Here is a 20,891-nt window from a genome sequence, read left to right on the forward strand (position 1 = left end):
CGCAATTGTGGGTGCCTACGTGCTACGTGTCGGCGGCGATTCAGTAGGGCCGGTCGAGTTCCAGGTCGAGAACGTTGAGTCGAAGATCATCGTCGCCGACGATCTCGAGACGATAGACGCCCGCACTGAGCACCCGGATCTCACCGTTCTCGGTAGCGAGAAGCGTCAGGTAGTGCGTCGTCGTGGTGATTCCGTCCGCGGTGCCGTGGACGATGAGATTCGAGTTGAGGTGTCGGCGTTGGTCGGTCTGCGTCTGCGCGGACTGACGCATCAACGACATGATGGCGTCCTTGCCCTCGAAACTGACCGGGTCGTTCCCGGGCAGTTTCATCCGGAAGACGGCCCCGTCGGTGAAACAGGAGGCGATGGCGTCCATGTCTGCGGTGTCGTATCCGAGCGAGTAGCGGTTGATCAGGTTTTCGACGGCTTCGCGGGTTGGCATGTTCAGTGGCCTTTCGGGTGCGGGTTGGGGAATCGGGGTTTTCAGCGTGCTGCGAGGGAACGCAGCCAGGACAGGTCACCGCCGGTCAGGACCGACGGCCAGTCGGCCGGGCGGGCATCGCCGTAGGCGAGGTTGCGGTCATCAGAGGGCATCACATCGACGTACCGGTCCGCGGGCGTGTAGTAGAAGTACGACATGATGCGGTCGGCGATCCGCCAACCGTCGGGGGTACGTCGGTACCGGTCGCGGTAGCGGAGCCCGACGATCATCGGGGTGCCGTTGCGGACCACTTCGGCGTGACCGGTGAGCGTGCCGGATGCGACGTCGGAATCGGCGTCGTCGAACTCGACGATGAGCCCGTGTGAGTAGTGGAAGGTGGCTCCGAGCGCGTCGAACCGCCCCTGGTAGGTGTCCGTGATCGCGGCCAGCCCGGTCGCGTCGAACACGCCGTCGCCGGACCCGAGATGCGCGTCGGCGGTGAAGATCCGCGGCAGCGCGTCGAGTTCCCGCTCGTCCATCACGTGGAAGTACAACAGGACGAGCTCGGCGAGTTCCTGGCGGTCCTCGACTCGGCGTAGACGTGCTTCCAGTTCAGCGCTCATCGCGCGATCGCCCCGAAGGAGTCGATGGCGACGGGCGCGAGCATGGCCTCGTCGAACAGTGCGGTGCGGACCACGGCGATCCGCTTGGCGGTGAGGATCCAGCGTTCACCGTCGCGCACCATCGTGTCGTGGTAACGCCCCCAGATCTGGCGTGCGCCGCCTGCGGCGTGCGTGGTGATGGCGAGGAACGCCGACCGCACGTCGACGCTGTCGTCGGCGTTGGCCGTCGCGACCACGTTGGTCGCCATGTGCTGTGCCACGACGACGTCGGATGCGGCGAACCGGCGGTACAGATCGAGGAACGCTTCGCGACCGCGCCTGGTCCCGTCCTGCCTGGTCAGTTCGACGTCCTGGCGGACGATCCGCGCGAGACCGTTGATGTCCTTGGCATCGACGAGCGCTTGGTATTCGTAGAGCAAGCCGGCGGCGGCGTGATGGATCGCGACGGGGTCGTCAGCGTAACGGATCGACATCGGGTTCCCTTCGGCTCAAGCGAGTGATGCTGGCAATCATATGCATAGACTATGGCACGGATCACCACTTCGGACTAACCCGGAAGCGCCGAGGATTTTGCCCGACACTCGCATAACCCTGATTACTATGCGTATAGTTTGGATCACACACCCAGTGTGATCCCCACCACCCACAAGCGCAAGCACGCGATGCGTCACGCCCCCAAGGAGCATCGAGAACATGACGAAACCACCGACAACCGTGACCGATTACGAAGTACTCGTCGTCGGTGCCGGCTTCTCGGGCCTGCACTTGCTGCACCGCCTCCGCGGGGCAGGCCACCTCGTCCACGTCGTAGAGCAAGCACCCGAAGTGGGCGGCACCTGGTACTGGAATCGCTACCCCGGCGCCCGTTGCGACGTCGAGAGCGTCGACTATTCGTACAGTTGGGACGAGGACCTGCAGCAGGAGTGGGACTGGACCGAGAAGTACCCCGCACAGGGTGACATCCTCGCCTATCTCAAGCACGTGGCCGATCGGTTCGACCTGCGCAAAGACATCGACTTCAACACCACCCTGACCGGCGCGGAATGGGACGAGTCGCAGTGCCTGTGGACCGCGACCGCCGACGACGGCCGGGCCTACCGGGCGCGCTATCTACTGATGGCCGTCGGGTGCCTTTCGGTTCCCAAGGACATCGACCTGCCCGGCTTCGACAAGTTCGCCGGGCACGTGCTGCGCACCTACGACTGGCCTGAGGGCGAGGATCTGAACGGCCGGACTGTCGGCGTCATCGGCACCGGATCGACTGGTGCACAAGTGATTCCAGCCCTCTCCGAGACCGTCGGCGACCTCACCGTCATCCAGCGAACTCCCAACTTCGTCATCCCTACACGTAATCGACCGCTGCACGACGGTGAGCTCGACGAGATCAAGGCCGAATACGCCGATCGTCGAGCACGCAACCGGTCGCACCCGGCCGGAGTGTTCCGGTCGGACAACGAGAAGAACGCCTTCGACGTCGACGCGCGGGAGCGGTACGCGACCTTCCAGGAGCGGTGGGAAGGCGGCGGCATCAACTTCCTTGGCTCGTTCGCCGACCTGATGTTCGACCAGGCCGCCAACGACGCCGTCGCCGAGTTCGTCCACGCCAAGATCGACGAGATCGTCGACAACCCGGGGACCGCAGCTTCCCTCAAACCGCGCAGCTACCCGCTCGGTGCGAAGCGCCCGGTCATCGCCACCGACTACTACGAGACCTACAACAAAGACAACGTCCATCTGGTGGACGTGAAGCGCAACCCTCTCGACACGTTCACCGAGAAGGGTTTCCGACTCGCGGACGGCACCGAGTACGAGATCGACACGATGGTCCTCGCCACCGGCTTCGACGCATTCACCGGCCCTTTCACCAAGATGGACATCCGCGGCACCGACGGCCGCAGCCTGGCGCAGGTCTGGAACCGCGAGGGCGCCAAGACTCAGCTCGGATTCGGCGCCGCCGGCTTCCCGAACATGATCATCGTCGCCGGCGTCGGCAGCCCGTCAGTCCTCGCGAACATGGTCACCGCCATTGAACAGCACGTCGAGTGGATCTCCCGCCTGCTCGACACCATGCGCGAGCAGGGCTACACCACGATCGAAGCCCACGAGTCGGCCCAAGAGGCCTGGGTGCAGACCGTCGAGGACGTCGCGGCGATGACACTCTGGCCCAACGGCGATTCCGGATCGTGGTACCGCGGTGCCAATGTCGAGGGCAAGGTGCAGCTATTCATGCCGTACGCGGCCGGCATCGTCGAGTACGGCAATGCGATCGACAAGTCCGCCGAAAACGACTACGAGGGCTTCGTCCTCTCCTGACCAACGCACATATTTCTCGCCAGACACAACGAGAGGAACCACTCATGGCAATACCCAGCTACGACAAACTGTTCATCGGCGGCGAGTGGGTCGAGCCGGCAACCGACCGCAAGATCGAGGTCGTCTCGCCCATCAACGGCAAGGTGATCGCCACCGTCCCGGAGGCAACCGAAGCCGATATGGATCGCGCCGTCGCGGCAGCCCGCAAGGCCTTCGACGAGGGCCCCTGGCCGCGGATGACACCGGCCGAGCGCGCCGTGTACCTCAAGCGCGTCGGCGAGGAGGTCGTCAAGCGCATCCCGGCGATGTCCGAGGCGTTCACCAACGAGATCGGCGCACCCGCCGCCGTGTCGGCGGCGTTCCACGACAACGCCCGAAAGATGTGGGAGGACTCGGCCACCCTGCACGAGCGGTTCGAGTTCGAAGAGGAGCGCACCTGGCCGGACGGCGGCTCCGGCAAGCTGGTCCGTGAGCCGGTTGGCGTCACCGCGACGATCATCCCGTGGAACGGCCCGGTCGCGACCGGATCACTGAAGATCGGCCCCGCGCTCGCCGCAGGTTGCACCGTCGTGTTCAAGCCCGCACCGGAGGGTCCGGTGAGCGTCATGATGCTCACCGAGGCGTTCGAGGCCGCGGGGCTGCCCGCCGGCGTCGTCAACGTCGTGCCGGCCGGCCGCGAAGGCGGGCAGTACCTGGTGGAGCACCCCGGCGTCGACAAGGTGTCGTTCACCGGTAGCACCGCCGCCGGCCGCAAGATCATGGCGACGGTCGCCGATCGCATCGGCCGCATCAGCCTCGAGCTGGGCGGCAAGTCGGCCGCGATCATCACCGACGACGTTCCACTGGAGAACGTGCTGCCCACACTGATCTTCGGTGGCCTCGCCAACTCCGGCCAGGTATGCGCAGCACTCACCCGCGTCCTGGTGCCGCGCGCGCGTCAGGAGGAAGTGGTCTCAGCCATGGTCGACGCATATCGGGGACTCAAGGTCGGCGACCCCCGCGAAGACGACGTCGTGCTCGGCCCGTTGGCCGCCGAGCGCCAACAGCAGCGGGTTCTCGACTACATCGAGATCGGCAAGAACGAGGGCGCCCGGGTCGCGACCGGCGGCGGTGTCCCGGAGGGCCTCGACGAGGGCTACTACGTCGAGCCGACGATCTTCGCCGATGTCACCGCTGACATGCGCATTGCGAAAGAAGAGATCTTCGGACCGGTGGTCAGCGTCATGCCGTACGACACGATCGACGAGGCGGTCGACATCGCCAACGGCACCGAGTACGGGCTGTCGGGGGCTGTCTACGCCAAGGACGATGCAACCGCGGAGGCGATCGCCCGACGTATCCGCACCGGCCAGATCGGCGTCAACAACTGGGGCATGTGCGTCACCCAGCCGTTCGGCGGCTACAAACAGTCCGGCCTCGGCCGGGAGGGCAATGTCGAGGGTCTCGGCGCGTTCCTCGAGACCAAGTTGATCATGTACTGATCGGCCTACACCTGACAGTTCTTCCCCGTGTTGCGCTCCCTTCCCACCGCTGCAGAGCAAGGAAGGCGCGACAACACGGGGAAGAGTTTTTCCCGGTCCGCGTGGTCGGCGAGCAGAAGGCAGATTACTGAAAACGCGGCCGACACGAGCGCCACTGGACTGTTCGTGGCACTCGTCTCGGCCGCGTCGATGCGCGCAAAACCTCAGTCGTCGATGAGGGTGAGCGCGACTTCCGGGCACGATTCGACGCCGAGCACGGCGCCGTCTTCGAGCTCCTCCGGAATCTCACCGGTGAAGCGCACGACGACCTGCCCCTCGTCGTCTGTGTCGTACACCTCTGCGGCCGACATCCGGCACAGGCCGTGGCCCTGACACTTCGACTGATCTGCCTGAATCCTCATCTTTCTGACCTTCCCTTCATGAGCCGTGACCAGTTGTCGAACCCGGCCACCCCGGGCGATCCCGACTCAGTACTTGACGTCCAACTAGTAATAACTATTATCATAGTATTAGGTGAGACGGCACACATTAAGGAGAGCAAAGTGACCAACAAGGCCCGCTGCCCGGTTGCCCAGTTCGATCATCATTCGCCCGAACACACCGAGAGCCATGTCGAAATTTACAAGAAGCTGCGCGACGAGACGCCGGTCGCTTGGAGCGAATCGCACGGAGGCTTCTGGGTGCTGTCCGACTACGCCTCGGTGTACGAGGCGTCGCGCGACGACGACATGTTCTCGTCGGCACGACATGACGAGTACGGGGGCCCGGGGCTGGCCGTGACCGTCCCGAAGGCACCGACCCAGTTCCACATCCCGATCGAGATCGACCCGCCGAACTCGGCGCCTTACCGCAAGCTCATCAACAAGGTGACTGCGCCGAAGGCCGCCGAGAAGCTGCAACCCATGATCAAGCACTACGTCACCGGCATCCTCGACTCGGTGATCGAGTCCGGTGAGGCCGATCTGGCAATCGTGGCCGGCGTGCCCGCGATGGTCACCGTTGACTGGCTGGGCCTCGATCCTGCCGACTTCAAGATGTACGTCGACGCGATGCACACCCTGGTCTCCGCCTCACCGGACTCTCCGGAGTACCGCCATGCCGCCGACGTCGCCGTCCCGCAGGTGGAGCGGACTGTGCGTGCCCACATCGCCCACCGCCGCGACAACCCGAGCGACGACATCACCACGTACTTCATCGACTCCGACGTCAATGGACGAAAGATGACCGACGACGAGATCTACTCGATCCTCGAACTCATCATCTCCGGTGGCGTCGGCACCACGGCGTCGCTGGTCACCCAGTCGCTGGTGTGGCTGTATCAGCACCCTGAGGTCCGCACCCAGCTCATCGAAAATCCGTCGATGCTCGATATCGCCATCGAAGAGTTCCTGCGCGTCTTCTCGCCGACGCAGGCGCTCGGCCGCACCATCATGGAAGACGCGGACTTCCACGGCTGCCCGGTTCGCAAGGGTGACCGCGCATTGCTGTCCTGGGCGTCGGCGAATCGCGACCAGGAGCAGTTTCCCGATCCTGACGAGGTCGACATCACCCGTTGGCCCAACCGCCACATCGCGTTCGGAGTCGGCGTGCATCGCTGCGCGGGCCTATACATCGCGAAAGGCCTCGCTCGAGAGATCTTCACGCAGGTCTTCGAGCGCATGGGCGACTACGTCGTCGACCTCGAGAACATGGTGACCTATCCCGACCAGGGCACCAACGCCGGCTTCCACTCGATCCCGGTCACGTTCACGCCGGGTGAGCGCCTCCTGGGCGACACACCGATGTTCGCCGAGCACTACTCGAAGGCCGGATGAGCGTGACGGACGCCGATGACGGAGCCGTTGGGCTCGACGGTCGGATCGTGGTGGTCGGCGGAGGGCTGGCCGCCGCACGCGTCATCTCGACGTTGCGCCGCAAGAAGGTGACCGGGCCGATCGACGTGGTCACGGCCGAGCAGCATCTGCCCTATGACCGACCGCCGTTGTCGAAGGACGTACTCGCCGGGGCGAAGGACAGCTCGGCTCTGCGGTTCGACCCGGAGAAGCTGGATATCAGCGTCCACACCGGACGAGTCGCGACGGGCGTGGACACCCGGGCGCGCGTGCTGTATACCGACCAGGGCGACCTGCCGTTCGACGGCCTGGTCATCGCGACCGGCGCCGACCCGATCCGGCTGCCGGGCACCGGCGAACAGTTCACCCTGCGCACCATCGACGACGCGCTGGCTCTGCGCGACCGTCTGACGCCGGGCACCCGGGTGGTGATCATCGGCGCCAGCTGGATCGGCGCAGAGGTCGCGACGACGGCGCTGGCCCGCGGCTGCGCGGTGACCTGCCTGGAGTACTCGCCGGCCCCGCTGGCCAAGGCCCTCGGCACAGATGTGGCAGACCATCTCCTGCCATGGTGGTCGGACATCGATCTACGGTGCGACACTTCGGTGCGGGAAGTCGCCGACGCGGGCGTCGTGCTCGACGACGGCACGATCATCCCCGCCGACGTCGTTGTCACCGGGATCGGTGTCCGCCCGGCGGTCGGCTGGCTCAGCGGCTCCGATGTAGATGTGGACCGCGGCGTGATCACCGACGAGTACTGCCGGACGTCGGTACCCGGTGTCGTCGCGCTCGGCGACGCCGCGGAGCGCTGGTCGCCGCGGGCGGACCGTCATCTGGTCACCGAGCACTGGGACGACGCCGGCGGCGCGGCCACGACCGCGGCCGTGGCGCTACTCGGTGAGACGCAGGCCTACGATCCGGTGCCGTATTTCTGGTCGGATCAGTTCGGTCACAAGGTCCAGTACGTCGGCACTCACGAGCCCGAGGACGTCGCACACATCACCACCACGTCGGATTCGGATGCCCTCGACACGGTCACCTGGATCTCGCCGCACGGCACACTCACCGCATGGTTGGGGGTCGACCGCCCGCGCGATGTGATCCCCGCTCGGCTGGCGATCGGATCGCCTGCCGCCGACTTTGCCGCCGCCCAAGCATGAATGACATCAACCTGAAGGAGGTGCGCCGATGACCGGCGTGAACGTTACTCGGCAAGACGACGTGGTCTGGGTGGAGCTGAACCGCCCGGAACGCTTGAACGCCTACGACATCGACATGGCCCGCGCACTGATCGACGCGTTCTCGTCGGCGTCGGACGCCTATGCTGTCGTCCTGACCGGCGCGGGCCGCGGATTCTGCGCGGGCGGCGCACTCGACCAGCTAGACGACCCGGACCCCGCGCTGCTGCGTGAGCTGTTCACCGCATCGCTGCAGGTGTGCGATGCGATCCGCAGCTGCCCGCGGCCGGTGATCGCGGCGGTGAACGGTTCTGCTGCGGGCGGTGGCAATGAGCTGGTGATCGCGTGCGACTTCGCGATCGCAGCCGAGAAGGCGACCTTCGGCCAGACCGGACCGCGCGTCGGGTCGTCGCCGGTGCTCGGTGCGACGAATGTGCTTCCGATCCAGATCGGCGAGAAACGGGCCAAGGAGATGGCGATGCTGTGCCGTCGCTACACGGCGCAGCAGGCACTCGACCTCGGCCTGATCAACGAGGTGGTGCCGGGTGACCAATTGCGCACACGCGTCGGTGAGTGGATCGACGAGATCAAGGCACTCAGCCCGCGCTACCTCGAAATCACCAAGTTGAGCAGCAATCTGTACTGGAACACCGCGCAGGATTCGATGCGGAATGGTCTGGGCATGCTGCTGCAGGCCATCGGCAGTCCCGACATGGTCGAGGGTGCCGGCGCATTCCTCGAAGGTCGGACGGCACAGTTCCCGCCGCCACCTCGCCCGCGCGCGGCCCAGTGATCCGATTCTCCCGTCGACGAACATCACCAGGAGTGAGACGCACATGTCCGCATCCAACTACGACCTGACCGGCAAGGTCGCACTGGTCACCGGCGGCAGCCGCGGCCTGGGTCGCGCGATGACCCAGGCTCTCGCCGAGGCCGGCGCCGACGTCGTGATCGCCAGCCGCAAACTCGATGCGTGCGAGGTGGCCGCGGCCGAGGTTCGGGAATCCACCGGGCGCCGTGCCCTGCCGTTGGCGTACCACGTCGGCAACTGGGACGACGCCCAGCCGACCGTCGACGCTGTGGTCGAGGAGTTCGGACACCTCGACATCCTGATCAACAACGCGGGCATGTCACCGCTGTACGACGGTGTCGAGACGATCACCGAAGCATTGTGGGACAAGGTCTTCGACGTGAACCTGAAGGGCCCGTTCCGTCTGTCGATCGCCGCGGGCGAACAGATGCGCACTCAGGGCGGCGGTTCGATCATCAGCATCAGCAGTCGTGCGTCGGAGCGTCCCCGCCCCCATACCCTGCCCTACGCATCGGCGAAGGCAGGGTTGAACGCGCTCACAATCGCGCTCGCACACGCGTTGGGGCCCGAGGTGCGTGTCAACGCGATCATCGCCGGCACGTTCCTCACCGATGTCAGCAAGTCGTGGGACGCCGAAGCGTTCGCCAGACGCGCCGAGACATTCGCGCTAGGACGCGGCGGTGATCCCGCCGAGATCACCGGCGCCGCACTATATCTCGCCAGCGATGCCAGTTCGTACACGACTGGGTCGATGCTCACCGTCGACGGCGGACAGCCCTGACCCACCTGTCACTCATCACCCCGCACACGTCAAGAAGGAGAACGCATGCCAGGCCTCTGGTACGAAGAGTTCGAGATCGGCAAGGAATACAAGCACGCCTGGTCGCGGACGGTCACCGAATACGACAACGTCCTGTTCACGTCGATCACCATGAATCCCGCCCCGATACACCTCGACGCCGAGTACATGGCGACCCAGCCGCACGGACAGCGTCTGATGAACAGCCTCTACACCGCGGGCCTCGTCGGCGGCATGATCGTCTATGACCTGACGATGGGCACCACCCTCGGCAACCTCGGCTACACCAAGTTCGACTTCCCCAAGCCCGTCTTCCACGGCGATACGATCCGCGCCGAGAGCACCATCCTCGACAAGCGCGAGTCGAAGAGTCGCACCGACTCCGGCATCGTCTACTTCGAGCACCGCGGTCTCAACCAGCGCGACGAGATCGTGCATATCTGCCACCGTGCCGGCCTGATGCTCAAGAAGCCGACGAACGCCTGACGCCGTACACATCGAAAGACAAGCGCGCGACCGCTCTTGGCGGTCGGGCGCTCTCGTTCAGGACCGACGACATGCTGAGCCGACGCAGCCCTACTTGACAAGCACACCCGCATCGATCGGCATCGCCACTCCGGTCACGTACCGAGCCTGCGGGCCGGTCAGGAAGACGATCGCGTTGCTGACGTCGTCCACCTCGACATAGGGGATGTCCAGCACATGCATACCCCGCATGATCGGCTCGACCTGCTCGCGGGTCGGGTTCGCGGCGTCGGGCAGGAAGAGCCGGTAAATGGCGTCGTTGAGCAACATCGTCGTATCGACGTTGGTCGGCAAGACCGCATTCACCCGAATCCCCTCGGGTCCGAGTTCATTGGCGAGACTGCGCATGATGCCGAGGACGCCGTGTTTGGCGGCCGCGTAGTGCGCGTTGTTCGGCAGTCCCTTGAGGCCGGCCACCGAACTGGTGAGCACGATCGAGCCGCCGTCGCCGGTGGCACGCAGATGCGGCACCGACGCCTTCACCGTGTTCCACACGCCGGTGAGGTTGATGTCGATCATGTCGCGCCAGATCTCATCGGTGAGGTCGTCCACCGGAAAGCTGCCTGCGATGCCCGCGTTGGCGACGACGATGTCGAGGCGACCGAATGTCGCGACGCCCTCCGCAAGCACCAACGCCACCGCCGCGGAGTCGCGCACGTCGGCCTGTCGAACGTGGATCCTGCGTCCCTCCGCCTCGACGAGGCGCACCGTCTCGTCGAGATCGTCGGGCCGCGCCATGGGGTAGGGCGCACCGTCGACCGGCGCACACAGGTCGAGCGCGATGATGTCGGCACCTTCCCGAGCCAGCCGAATCGCATGATTGCGTCCCTGGCCTCGCGCCGCGCCCGTGATGAAGGCAACCTGATCCGACACCATGCCAGCCACTATCGCCCCGTCCCGGCATGTGCCTTGAAGTCCACGCTCTGCAGGTCTGCCAACGGCTCGACGACCTCGCGGCCGACCCGCTCCAGGTAGGCCGCGGTCGCCTCGGCGTCCATCCCGGGCCAGTGCGGGCGGACCAGGATCGGACCGACCGGCAGGCGTCCGGCGATGTCGCGGATCTGTTGGCGCACCTGCTCACCCGAGCCGAGCAGGACGTGATCCTTCACGTTCTCCAGGAACTCGCGCTCCACGCGGTCCTTGTCCAGCAGACCCATGCCCTGCCCCGCGTACGAGACGTACTTGACGCGGGCGACGCGGGCGAAGTCGTCGAGCGCCTGATCGAAGGTGTCGGCGACCTGCAGTTCCCGACGCAGCGGGAACTTGGTCAGCGGCAGGCCGAGCGCGCGGCGCTCGTCGACGTACAGGTCGATGAGGTCTTCGACCTGCTCGACGGTCTGCTGGGGAGTGATGGTCCACACGTCGCCGTGCCGAGCCGCCCGCCGAACGCCCTGCTCCTTCATCGCGCCGAGCCAGATCGGCGGACGCGGCTTCTGGATCGGGTGCAGATGCGTCGGCCGGTCTTCGACCTGCCAGAACTTTCCGTGAAACGTCACCCGGTCCTGCGTCCACAACTGCGTCATCAGCTCGATCTGCTCTTCGAGAAGGCTGTAGCGCTTCTTGTAGGGACGGTCGAAGACTTCGTACTCGTGGTCCAGATAGCCGGTGCCGATCCCGACGACGAGCTTGCCCTTCGTGATGACGTCAAGGGTCGCGAGGTCCTCCGCGAGTTGCACCGGGTGGCTCAGCGGACCGATCAGGACCGTGGTGCCGATCCGGACGTCGTCGTTCAATTCGGCGGCGAGACGAGCCAGCAGCGGGATCGGCTGGAACCAGCGGAAATCCTGATACAGGAAGTGCTGGCCGATCGTCAGATATTTGAACCCCGCCAGCTGCGCCGCCTCCACCTTGCGGAGCATCAGATCGAGATGCTCTTGCGGAGGTGTCGAGACCGGCTGGTCTCCCATCAGAATGCCGAAATCCACGTCGTTCCTTTCGCAGCACTACCAATGACCGGGCGGACACATACGGTGACTCGCCACATAAACGGCATCGACATATGACTGTCGTCTCATCATCCACCGTAGTCGACCATGATCATGAATATCAATATTTTGACACCCTCAACCACCCTGGCCCGCGCGGTTCAATCATGATAATAGTTATGGTGGTATAACTCACTCACCACATCGTCCCTGAAGCACGTCGCCGAAAAGGAAGTTCACCGATGGCCACGACCACCACCCCGACTGAGACCGTCGACGCCGTCGTGATCGGCGCAGGCTTCGCCGGCATCTACATGGTCCACAAGCTCAACGAACTCGGCCTCATGGTCCGCGGTTTCGAGGCGGGCGACGGCGTCGGCGGCACCTGGTTCTGGAACCGCTACCCTGGCGCCCGCTGCGACGTGATCAGTATGGAGTACGCCTACACGTTCTCCCCCGAGCTCATCGAGGAGTGGACCTGGACCGAGCGGTACCCCGCCCAGCCCGAGATCCTGCGCTACCTGAACTTCGCCGCCGATCGCCTCGGCGTGAAACCGCATTTCCAGTTCTCCACGCGGGTCGTCTCGGCCTGGTTCGACGACGACGCGAACCAATGGGAGATCATCCTCGACGATGGCTCGGTCACTCGCGCCAAGTACTTCATCACCGCGGTCGGCTGCCTGTCGACGTCGATGACCCCCGACTTCCCCGGTCTGTCCGACTACGCCGGCGAGGTGTACCACACCGCGGACTGGCCGGCCGACGGCGTCGACTTCGCCGGCAAGCGAGTTGGCGTCATCGGCACTGGCTCGTCGGGCGTGCAGGTGATCCCCCTCGTCGCGCAGCAGGCCGCACACCTCACTGTCTTCCAGCGGACCCCGGCCTTCAGCCTGGCCTGCGGTAATCGGCCACTCACCGAGCAGGAATTGCAGGACTTCAAGGACAACATCGACGACCACAAGATCCGCTCCCGGGCCAGCGGCACCGGCCAGTACACCGACACGCTCGAGTGCAATGCCCTCGACCACACCCCCGAGCGTCGCCACGCGGTCTACGAGGAACGGTGGGACCGGCACCGCGCGATCGACCTCATCGCGTGCTACCCAGACCTGTTCGCCAGCCGGGAGGCCAACGAGACGATCGCCGAGTTCTTCCGCGGCAAGATCCGCGCCACGGTCACCGACCCCGGCCTCGCCGAAAAGCTCTCGCCGCGCACCTACCCGCTCGGAGCCAAGCGAATCACGCTGGACACCAACTATTTCGAGACCTACAACCGCGACGACGTCGACCTCGTAAGTCTTCGCGAGCAGCCACTGCACACGTTCACCACCACCGGGATCCGGGCCGGCGACGCCGACTACGACCTCGACGCGGTTGTCCTGGCAACCGGATTCGACGCCATCACCGGTCCTCTGCTGAAGATCGACATCCGCGGCGTCGGCGGGCGCACCCTGCAGGACAAGTGGGCCGACGGCCCGACGACCTACCTCGGCGTGGCCGTCGACGAGTTCCCGAACATGTTCATGCTCACCGGACCGGGCAGCCCCAACGTCCTCACCAACGTCGTGTGCGCGATCGAGCAGCACGTCGAGTGGACCGGCGACTTCATCAGAGACCTGGAGAAGCGGGGTGCCGCCCGCGTCGCCCCCGTGGCCGCAGACGCACAGAAGTGGACCGCCGACGCCGTCGAGTTGGCAGACGGCACCCTCTACCCCGAGGGCGAGTCCTGGTACACCGGCGTCAACATCCCCGGCAAGCCGCGGGTCATCATGTCCTACGTCGGCGGACTCGACGTATACCGCCAGATCTGCGACGACGTCGCCGCCGACGACTACCGGGGATTCGCGGTCTCCTGAGGGGGACGCATTCGGCCTCCTGATTGACGACTGCACGCGGCGGACGTCGAGGGAACAATCCCGCCTGTCACGATCATCACGCAGACGACGAGCGCCGCGCGAAACTAGCCGAGCAGCTGCCCATTTCGCCACCCGATGTCCCAGGTGATGGGCCGGGCCAGCGCCTCGGGGAACTTTCGCGCCATGTACTTGGAATACTCGTCGATGTGGTCGGCCATCGAGGCCTCCGACGCGTCACCGTCGCGCAGCTTCAATGCGTCGACGATCCGGCGGTGCGCCTTGAGGACCGCTTGGCGACGACGCTCGTTGTAGTCGACGCCGACGACGGTGCCGTCAAAGATGTCGAGCATTGCGTCGACGAGGAATCCGAACAGTGAGTTCTGGGTGGCCCACGCGACGGAGTTGTGGAACACCTTGTTGGTCTCCAGGAAGATCCCCAGATCGTCGAGGTGCACCGCCATACGGTCGACCGAGCGTTCCAGCTCGCCGAGTTCGGCGTCGCTCATCCGCGACGCCGCCAACCGCGCCAGCAACGGTTCGATGCCGCCGCGGGTCTCGGCGACGTTGGCGAACGGCGCATTCTCGAACTGCAGGAGCAGCAGCATCGCGTTCGCGAGCGCCGACGAGTCGGGCTTCTCGATCGTCGGTCCGCCGCCCGGCCCCGGCTTGAGCGACAGCACGTTCTGCAACTCGAGGAATCGTAGGGCCTCCCGGAGGGTTCCGCGGCCGACGCTGTAAGTCTCCAGCATGGCGCGTTCGGCGGGCAGTCGATCGCCTGCAATAAGCCCTCGGCGATCGATGTCGGCCACGATCGAGCGCGCCACGATCAGCGCGGCCTTCTCCGGGCGCGCACCTCCTCGGTGGTGCGTCGTCATCAGCGTTGTCCTTTCCTGGCGATGACACACATTTCGCGTCATCGGACCCTCGGTGCCCGTTGCGGTCAGACCTGGGTAATTATGGTATTGATTCCATAGATGATAATAGATATGACACTGCAGAGTCAGCGACGCGATCGAAACGCGGCGACCGCGGCCCGATGTTCGTCGGTGCCGAACAGCAGCGCGGTCGCCTCCACGGACTCGGCGAATCCAGACCCTGTGTCGCGGTTGAGGAATGCCTTCGAGACGCGGACACCGAGCGGCGAGTGTGCGGCCATCTCTCGCGCCATCTCGAGAGCCTGCGCGACGAGTTCGTCGTCGGAAAAGGTCTCGATCACCAGACCGGCGCGCTCCATCACGTCCGGCCCAACGGTGCGGCCGGTGAGCGAGAGGTACCGAGTCCAGTGCCGCCCGATCACCTGCGGGGCCCGAATGACTCCGTAGCCGGGCATCAAGCCGACCGTCGCCTCCTTGAAGGAGAAGGTGGCCGATTCGCCGGCCACGACGACGTCGCAGGCGAGCGCCAGTTCGGTACCGCCGCCGAACGCGATGCCGTTCACCGCGCCGATCACCGGAACCACGCAGGTCTCCACGCTGTGGAACGCCTCGTAGACGCGCCGAAGGTGCGGGCGCACGCGGGAGACGTCGCCGTTCAACCCGGCGAACATGTCGATGTCGCCGCCCGCCGAAAACGCGCGGCCCTCGCCGGTCAGGACGACGGCGCGCACGTCGGACGAGTCGCCGAGCTCGGCGGTGAGTGCCGTGAGCTCGGCGAACCACTGTTGGTCCATCGCGTTGAGCTTGTGTGGGCGGCACATTGTGATCAGTGCGACGCCGTCGCCGACGTGGGAGATCCGGAACCGTTCGTAGCTCATCCGCGTACCTTCTCTCGATCCCACGTGTCGGCGGTGATGCCCTGCGCCCGCAACCGGTACTTCTCGACTCGTTGACTATGGGTCAACGGCAACGCGTCCACGATCCGCACGTACCGCGGCCGAGCGAACGACGTCAGCTGTCCGTCGATCCGCGCGACGAGGGCAGCGGGGTCCACGCGCACACCGGGCGCGGGCACCACGGCGATCACCACGTCCTCCTCGGACAACTCCGACGCAACGCCGTACGCCGCCACCTGAAGCACGTCCGCATCGTCGGCGACGACCCGCTCGATCTCCCACGACGAGATGTTCTCGCCCCGCCGCCGGATCGTGTCCTTGACCCGATCGACGAAGGTGAGAAAGCCGTCGGCGTCGATGATGCCGCGGTCACCGGTGTGGAACCACAAGTTCTGCCAGGCATCCACGGTGGCCTCGGGTCGCGCGTCGTAGCCGTCGAACATGAAGCCCGGCCTCTTCGGCCGCACGACGATCTCACCGACCTCACCCGGACCGGCGGGTTCGTCGTCGGCGTCGACGATCCGGACGTGATAGTTGACCGATTCGGTGCCCGCGGTCCCGATCCGACGCCGGGCCGGCGGCATGTCGCAGACGATCGATGTCTCGGTGCTGCCGTAGATCTCGGTCAGTTCGATGCCGAACCGCTCTTGCACATCGGCGAAGATCTCCGTCGGGCACGGCGCGCCGAACCCGGCGCGGACGGTGTGGTCGCGGTCGTCGGGGCGCGGCGGTTGTTTGAACAGGATGCTCATCATGGCGCCCTGGTAGTTGAACGCCGTGATCTTCTCGTCGCGGCAGATGTCCCAGAATCGAGTCGCCGAGAACGTGCGGTGCAGCACGACGTCGGCGCCCGCGTCGATCGCGGCCATCACCGAGCAGTACCGCGCGTTGGAATGGTAGAGCGGGAAGACGCTGTAGAGCCGGTCAGCGCTTGTGTAGGACATCAGCCCGACTGTGTGGCGGGCGAGGTTGACGTTCGCGCGATGGCTCAGCAGCACACCCTTCGGCGGACCGGTGGTGCCCGACGTGTAGAGGATGACCGCGGACGAACGCGGATCAACCGGCTTGAGCTCGATCGGTTCGGTCGCCATGAGCGTGGCGAAATCGTCGGGATCGCCGGCTGATCCGGCTGCGACGATCACCGTCTCGATGGAGTCGACGCGGCCGGCGATCTCGCGGATCAGGCAGGCGAACTCGGCGTCGCACACGACCACGCGCACAGCGGCGTGCTCGAGGCAGTACTCGAGGAGCGCCGGCCCGGTCCCCGGATTCAGCGGCACCTCGACCAGCCCGGCCCGCGCGATCGAGAACCACGCCTGCAGGGCTGAAACAGACGCCTTCATGACGACGCCGACACGATCGCCGCGCGTCAGTCCGAGCGCGGTGAATCCGGCCGCGCCGCGCGACGCGGCAGCGTCGAGGTCGGCGACGGTCGTCGCGACACCGTCCACGGTCAGGGTCGACGGGCGATCAGCGCAGAGCGCCAGCCAGTCACCGATGCTGGGCACCACTTCACTCGTCTGGATCGCGTGAGTCGTCTGGGTCATCGGTCGTCCTCGGGCGTGGCCGCCGGCCCGCCCCGCCCATCGCCGGCGAGACGCCGCGAATCATGGCTGGCCACCACGGCTGTCGGCGTCACCTCGATGAGCCGCCGCCCCGGACTCGACAGCAGCGCGACGAACTCGTCGGGATGCTCGGGCGCGAGCCGGGCCGCGAGGAGGTCGAGCTTGTCGGCGAGTCCGGCGATGTCCCGGTGCACGATGGCCGTCCCCTTGACCGCGAGCATCTGCCTGCCCTGCGCCGTCGTCCCCGTGCCCGACACGACGAGTGACACCCGCGGGTCGCGCTCGACGCCGCGCACCTGCACCCGGCCCGCCACGCTGGTGATCCAGAACGTACCGTCCTCGACGGCGAAGCTCAGCACCACTGCGGCCGGCCCGCCGTCGGCGTCGAGGAAGCAGAACGTGCACTCGGTCTGCGCGGCGAGCAGCTCGGCCTTGGCCGCCGCGGTCAGCCTGGCGCCCGCCAGCTTCTCGATGTCGGTGGCACCCGGCCGCTGATCGCCGCCGTCCTCAGTGGCCATCGACATCTCCCTCGAGTGCGGATTCGCCGAGGACCGCGTGCACAGCTGCCCGGTCGGCGTCGGCCGCGGCGCCGGTCCACACGGTCGTGCCGCGCGTGATGACCGATACCTGGTCGGCGATCTGCAATCCGGCGTCGGCATTCTGTTCGACGATGAGGACGGCGATGCCGCGGTCGGCGATCTCCCGAACCTTCGTCATCACCGAGTCGACCATGGTGGGCGCGAGTCCCATCGACGGCTCGTCCATCAGGATCACCTTGGGCTGCGACATCACCGCACGACCGAACGCGAGCATCTGCTGCTCGCCGCCACTGAGCAGACCGGCCTGCTTGTCCTTGCGGTCGGACAGGATCGGGAACTGCTCATAGACCTCGGAGATCGTCGCCTCGACCTCCGATCGGGAGGCGCGGTAGCCGCCGATCCGCAGGTTCTCCTCCACGGTCAGCGTCCCGAAGACACGACGCCCCTCGGGGACGAGCACCAGCCTGTTGCGCACCATCTTGTGGGCGCGGCTGCCCGCGAGGTCGACGCCCTCGACCAGGACTGCGCCGGACTTGGGCTTGTGATAGCCGGCGATGGCGCGCAGGCTCGTCGTCTTGCCCGCACCGTTGGCGCCGAGAACCAACGTCACCTTGCCGACGTCGGCGCGCAGGGTGACCCCCTGCACGGCGTTGACCGCGCCGTAGCTGACGTTCAGATCGTTGACCTCAAGCATCTCCTGCCTGCTTTCCGAGATAGGACTCGCGGACAGCCTTGTCGGCGACGACCGCCGCCGGTTTTCCCTGCGCGATGAGTTCGCCCTGGTTCATACCGAAGAGGTAGTCACAGACGTCGACCATCATCGCGACGTCGTGCTCGACGAGAAGTTGCGTGAGACCCTCCGACTGCAACGCGCGCATCAGGTCGCTGACCTCGTCGCGCTCTGCGGTGTTCATGCCCGCGGTCGGCTCGTCGAGCAGCAGCAGCCGTGGTTTGCCGACGATCGCTCGCGCGATCTCGACGCGACGCTGCATTCCGTAAGACAGTTCGCTTGGCCGCACTCGCTGTATCGCGGTGATGCCGACCCGCTCCATCACCTCGTCGACGGCCGAGTCGGGCAGTTCCCGACGCCGGCTCCGCGACACCGTGTCCAGACCGAGGCGCACATTGTCCCGCACGGTGCGATCGTCGATGAGGCGGACGGTCTGGAAGGTGCGCGCCACTCCGAGGTGCGCCACCCGGTGCGGCCGCACCTTCGTGAACTGGGTGCCGTCGAACTTCATCTCGCCGCGCGTCAACGGGTTGAGTCGGGTCACCGCGCCGAGCAGCGTCGATTTACCGGAACCGTTGGAGCCCATGATCCCGTAGATCAGCCCTTCGTCGAGACTGATCGTGACACCGTCGACTGCTTTGACGCCCCCGAAGTGCACGGCGATGTCGGTCAATTCGAGGAGCGGCTGGCGGGTATCGCTGCTGGTCATGACTCCGCCTTCGCGAGTTCGGGTCGGGTCGGTTCGATGCCGCCGCGGATGTCTCGCGTGCTCATGCGGTGCCACCCGTCGCGGATGACGCCGAGGACGCCGTTGGGCAGGTACAGCGCCGCGAGCACCACGATCACGCCGTAGATGAACTCTTCCCATTCGCTGACGAACGACACGACGGTCGGCAGCCACACGAACACGATCGAGCCGATCACGACACCGATCCACGAGCGGGTTCCGCCGACGACGATGACGGTCAGGGCCAGGACCACGAGGTGAAAGTTCACCTCGGCGGGGGTGATCGTGCTGCGCAGCAGCGTCGTGATGCCGCCTGCGAGACCGCCGACGAGTCCCGACGCGAGGAAGCTGAGCTGGCGATAGCGGGTGACGTCGATGCCCATCGCACTCGCCAGTTCCGGATCCTCCCGGACGGCGTCGATGCGACGTCCCAGGCCGCGCGACTCGGTGAGCTGCGTGAGGAGGATGACGATGAGGGTCACCACGAGGATCGACCCGAAGGTCAGGTCGCCGAGCGCCCCGAACAGGCCGGACGCGCCGCCGGTGAGCTCGCCGCCGTTGACCGCGACCACCGCGACGATCAGGGTGAACGCGATGGTCGCCATACCCAGATACAGCCCGTTCAGCTTCGCCACGATCAGGCCGAGGAGATAGACGATGACGCCGGGGAGCAGCATGCCGAGCAGAATCGCCGGGAACGTCGCCCAGCCGAGGTGGATCATCGCGGCGGCCGCGGTGTAACCGCCGATGCCGAACGCGCCGACGCCCGCGAAGGAGAACACGCCCATGCGCATCGGAATCTGAATGCTCAACGCCATCAGGATGGTCGTGAGCGTCTGCTGGAGCAGAACCGCGTTGGCGTTGTACCAGTCGGTCATGTTCGTCTCACTTCCTTGGTTCCGAAGATGCCCTGGGGCCGGAACAGGAGCACCAGGAAGATCAGTCCGAACGACACGGCGTCCACCCAGGTACCGAGTTCGAAGTGGATCATCAGCGTTTCCGCGATGGCCAGGATGTATGCGCCGAGCACGGCGCCACCCATCGAACCGAGCCCGCCGAGGACGACGATGGCGAACGCCTTGATCAGCAGCGGATCACCGGACTCGGGGGCGATCGCACCGAGCTGCAGGGTGAGGAGTGCACCGGCGAGACCTGCGAGACCGCCCGCGACGGCCATCGTGCCCAGGGCGAGCGCGGACCGGTTGACACCCATGCCCTCGCTGATCTCCTGGTCGACGCCGATGGCGCGCAGCGCCAAACCCTGCCGGGACTTCTTCAGCCAGGCGGTCAGACCGACGCCGATGCCGATCGCCGCGACGAGGATGATGATCGTGGTCGTGGTGAACCGCAGCCCGGCGATCTCGTAGACCGAGGCCTCGTATCCGGTGTTGAAGCCGAACGGGCTGGCACCGCTCTCGCGTTGCGCGATCGCGATGGGGATCGCCGAGACGCCGATTCCTGCGATGATGATCCGAAGTTCGAGCGCGCGGTGGTTGCCGCCGTCGTTGACGATCTTCTGGAACACCAGCAACTGGGTGAGCAGCGACAGCACCGCACCGACCGTGATGCAGATCAGCAAGATGATCGGGAGCCCGAGCTCGACCTCCTTGGTGGCGATGTTCGCGACGAGCACCGAGAAGACGAACGTCGCACCGTGCGCGAAGTTCAGGATCCCGATTGTTCCCCACGCCAGCGCCATGCCGAGCGCGAACAACAGATAAATCGAACCCAGCGTCGCCGCATTCAGAATCTCCTGCATGTCGGACTTCCTGTCTGTGACCGGGTGAGGTCGCGG

General features: G+C 65.8%; 22 protein-coding genes. 8 read left to right on the plus strand and 14 right to left on the minus strand.

The features are described from left to right. Positions 1 to 40 precede the first annotated feature (40 nt). From OVA31_RS04770 to OVA31_RS04780, 3 genes are read right to left on the minus strand one after another with little or no spacing between them, the layout of a single operon-like run. Positions 41 to 442, minus strand: coding sequence for a nuclear transport factor 2 family protein (locus OVA31_RS04770; protein WP_267629952.1), 402 nt, complete (start codon positions 440 to 442; stop codon positions 41 to 43). A 41-nt stretch (positions 443 to 483) separates the two neighbouring features. Then, positions 484 to 1,044 (minus strand): nuclear transport factor 2 family protein, encoded by a 561-nt coding sequence (locus tag OVA31_RS04775; RefSeq protein WP_267629953.1) that lies wholly within the window; start codon positions 1,042 to 1,044, stop codon positions 484 to 486. Next, positions 1,041 to 1,517, minus strand: a complete 477-nt coding sequence (locus OVA31_RS04780) for a nuclear transport factor 2 family protein (RefSeq protein WP_267629954.1) — start codon at positions 1,515 to 1,517, stop codon at positions 1,041 to 1,043. Before OVA31_RS04780 ends, OVA31_RS04775 begins: the two co-directional genes overlap by 4 nt. 220 nt (positions 1,518 to 1,737) lie before the next feature. Between OVA31_RS04780 and OVA31_RS04785 the strand changes: the two genes are divergently transcribed. After that, entirely contained in the window at positions 1,738 to 3,357 is a 1,620-nt protein-coding gene (locus tag OVA31_RS04785; RefSeq protein ID WP_267629955.1) for a flavin-containing monooxygenase, read from the plus strand. A 44-nt stretch (positions 3,358 to 3,401) separates the two neighbouring features. Then, on the plus strand, positions 3,402 to 4,838 hold the full coding sequence (locus tag OVA31_RS04790) for an aldehyde dehydrogenase (protein WP_267629957.1): 1,437 nt from the start codon (positions 3,402 to 3,404) through the stop codon (positions 4,836 to 4,838). Positions 4,839 to 5,041: 203 nt separating this feature from the next. Here OVA31_RS04790 and OVA31_RS04795 read toward each other — a convergent pair whose 3' ends face one another. Next, positions 5,042 to 5,239 (minus strand): ferredoxin, encoded by a 198-nt coding sequence (locus OVA31_RS04795; protein WP_267629959.1) that lies wholly within the window; start codon positions 5,237 to 5,239, stop codon positions 5,042 to 5,044. A 141-nt stretch (positions 5,240 to 5,380) separates the two neighbouring features. On the opposite strand from OVA31_RS04795, the gene OVA31_RS04800 reads away from it, so the two are divergent. The 5 genes from OVA31_RS04800 to OVA31_RS04820 are packed head-to-tail and all read left to right on the plus strand — an operon-like array spanning position 5,381 to position 9,944. Next, the gene (locus tag OVA31_RS04800; protein ID WP_267629960.1) at positions 5,381 to 6,652 is read left to right on the plus strand and encodes a cytochrome P450; all 1,272 of its coding nucleotides are present in this window, start codon (positions 5,381 to 5,383) and stop codon (positions 6,650 to 6,652) included. Further along, positions 6,649 to 7,830, plus strand: coding sequence for an FAD-dependent oxidoreductase (locus OVA31_RS04805; protein WP_267629961.1), 1,182 nt, complete (start codon positions 6,649 to 6,651; stop codon positions 7,828 to 7,830). The genes OVA31_RS04800 and OVA31_RS04805 overlap by 4 nt, the downstream gene beginning before the upstream one ends. A 28-nt stretch (positions 7,831 to 7,858) precedes the next feature. Then, positions 7,859 to 8,641 carry an enoyl-CoA hydratase/isomerase family protein gene (locus tag OVA31_RS04810; protein WP_267629962.1) on the plus strand — a complete coding sequence of 261 codons (783 nt, stop codon included), beginning with the start codon at positions 7,859 to 7,861 and terminating at the stop codon, positions 8,639 to 8,641. 43 nt (positions 8,642 to 8,684) lie between these two features. Beyond that, positions 8,685 to 9,440, plus strand: coding sequence for an SDR family NAD(P)-dependent oxidoreductase (locus OVA31_RS04815; protein WP_267629963.1), 756 nt, complete (start codon positions 8,685 to 8,687; stop codon positions 9,438 to 9,440). Between the two features lie 45 nt (positions 9,441 to 9,485). Continuing rightward, positions 9,486 to 9,944, plus strand: a complete 459-nt coding sequence (locus OVA31_RS04820) for a MaoC family dehydratase (protein ID WP_267629964.1) — start codon at positions 9,486 to 9,488, stop codon at positions 9,942 to 9,944. Positions 9,945 to 10,034: 90 nt separating this feature from the next. Here the strand turns inward: OVA31_RS04820 and OVA31_RS04825 are convergent, their stop codons facing one another. After that, positions 10,035 to 10,859: a mycofactocin-coupled SDR family oxidoreductase gene (locus OVA31_RS04825; RefSeq protein WP_267629965.1), complete on the minus strand. Its 825-nt coding sequence runs from the start codon at positions 10,857 to 10,859 to the stop codon at positions 10,035 to 10,037. A gap of 8 nt (positions 10,860 to 10,867) precedes the next feature. Beyond that, positions 10,868 to 11,908: an LLM class flavin-dependent oxidoreductase gene (locus OVA31_RS04830; protein ID WP_267629966.1), complete on the minus strand. Its 1,041-nt coding sequence runs from the start codon at positions 11,906 to 11,908 to the stop codon at positions 10,868 to 10,870. Between the two features lie 242 nt (positions 11,909 to 12,150). Between OVA31_RS04830 and OVA31_RS04835 the strand changes: the two genes are divergently transcribed. Then, positions 12,151 to 13,764, plus strand: coding sequence for a flavin-containing monooxygenase (locus tag OVA31_RS04835; protein WP_267629967.1), 1,614 nt, complete (start codon positions 12,151 to 12,153; stop codon positions 13,762 to 13,764). A gap of 104 nt (positions 13,765 to 13,868) precedes the next feature. Here OVA31_RS04835 and OVA31_RS04840 read toward each other — a convergent pair whose 3' ends face one another. The 8 genes from OVA31_RS04840 to OVA31_RS04875 all read right to left on the minus strand — a co-directional run bounded on the left by OVA31_RS04840 (position 13,869) and on the right by OVA31_RS04875 (position 20,855). Next, positions 13,869 to 14,639, minus strand: coding sequence for a FadR/GntR family transcriptional regulator (locus OVA31_RS04840; protein WP_267629968.1), 771 nt, complete (start codon positions 14,637 to 14,639; stop codon positions 13,869 to 13,871). Positions 14,640 to 14,764: 125 nt separating this feature from the next. Next, on the minus strand, positions 14,765 to 15,517 hold the full coding sequence (locus tag OVA31_RS04845) for an enoyl-CoA hydratase/isomerase family protein (protein ID WP_267629969.1): 753 nt from the start codon (positions 15,515 to 15,517) through the stop codon (positions 14,765 to 14,767). After that, positions 15,514 to 17,082 carry an AMP-binding protein gene (locus OVA31_RS04850; RefSeq protein ID WP_267629970.1) on the minus strand — a complete coding sequence of 523 codons (1,569 nt, stop codon included), beginning with the start codon at positions 17,080 to 17,082 and terminating at the stop codon, positions 15,514 to 15,516. Before OVA31_RS04850 ends, OVA31_RS04845 begins: the two co-directional genes overlap by 4 nt. Beyond that, positions 17,079 to 17,618 carry a pyridoxamine 5'-phosphate oxidase family protein gene (locus OVA31_RS04855; protein ID WP_267629971.1) on the minus strand — a complete coding sequence of 180 codons (540 nt, stop codon included), beginning with the start codon at positions 17,616 to 17,618 and terminating at the stop codon, positions 17,079 to 17,081. The genes OVA31_RS04850 and OVA31_RS04855 overlap by 4 nt, the downstream gene beginning before the upstream one ends. Beyond that, positions 17,608 to 18,333: an ABC transporter ATP-binding protein gene (locus tag OVA31_RS04860; protein WP_267629972.1), complete on the minus strand. Its 726-nt coding sequence runs from the start codon at positions 18,331 to 18,333 to the stop codon at positions 17,608 to 17,610. Before OVA31_RS04860 ends, OVA31_RS04855 begins: the two co-directional genes overlap by 11 nt. Beyond that, positions 18,326 to 19,078 carry an ABC transporter ATP-binding protein gene (locus OVA31_RS04865; RefSeq protein ID WP_267629973.1) on the minus strand — a complete coding sequence of 251 codons (753 nt, stop codon included), beginning with the start codon at positions 19,076 to 19,078 and terminating at the stop codon, positions 18,326 to 18,328. Before OVA31_RS04865 ends, OVA31_RS04860 begins: the two co-directional genes overlap by 8 nt. Further along, positions 19,075 to 19,974 carry a branched-chain amino acid ABC transporter permease gene (locus tag OVA31_RS04870; protein WP_267629974.1) on the minus strand — a complete coding sequence of 300 codons (900 nt, stop codon included), beginning with the start codon at positions 19,972 to 19,974 and terminating at the stop codon, positions 19,075 to 19,077. The genes OVA31_RS04865 and OVA31_RS04870 overlap by 4 nt, the downstream gene beginning before the upstream one ends. Beyond that, a complete protein-coding gene (locus OVA31_RS04875) occupies positions 19,971 to 20,855 on the minus strand; it encodes a branched-chain amino acid ABC transporter permease (protein ID WP_267629975.1) in 885 nt (294 codons plus the stop codon). Before OVA31_RS04875 ends, OVA31_RS04870 begins: the two co-directional genes overlap by 4 nt. Positions 20,856 to 20,891 lie beyond the last annotated feature (36 nt).

This window comes from Gordonia sp. SL306 (assembly GCF_026625785.1).
GTDB lineage: Bacteria > Actinomycetota > Actinomycetes > Mycobacteriales > Mycobacteriaceae > Gordonia.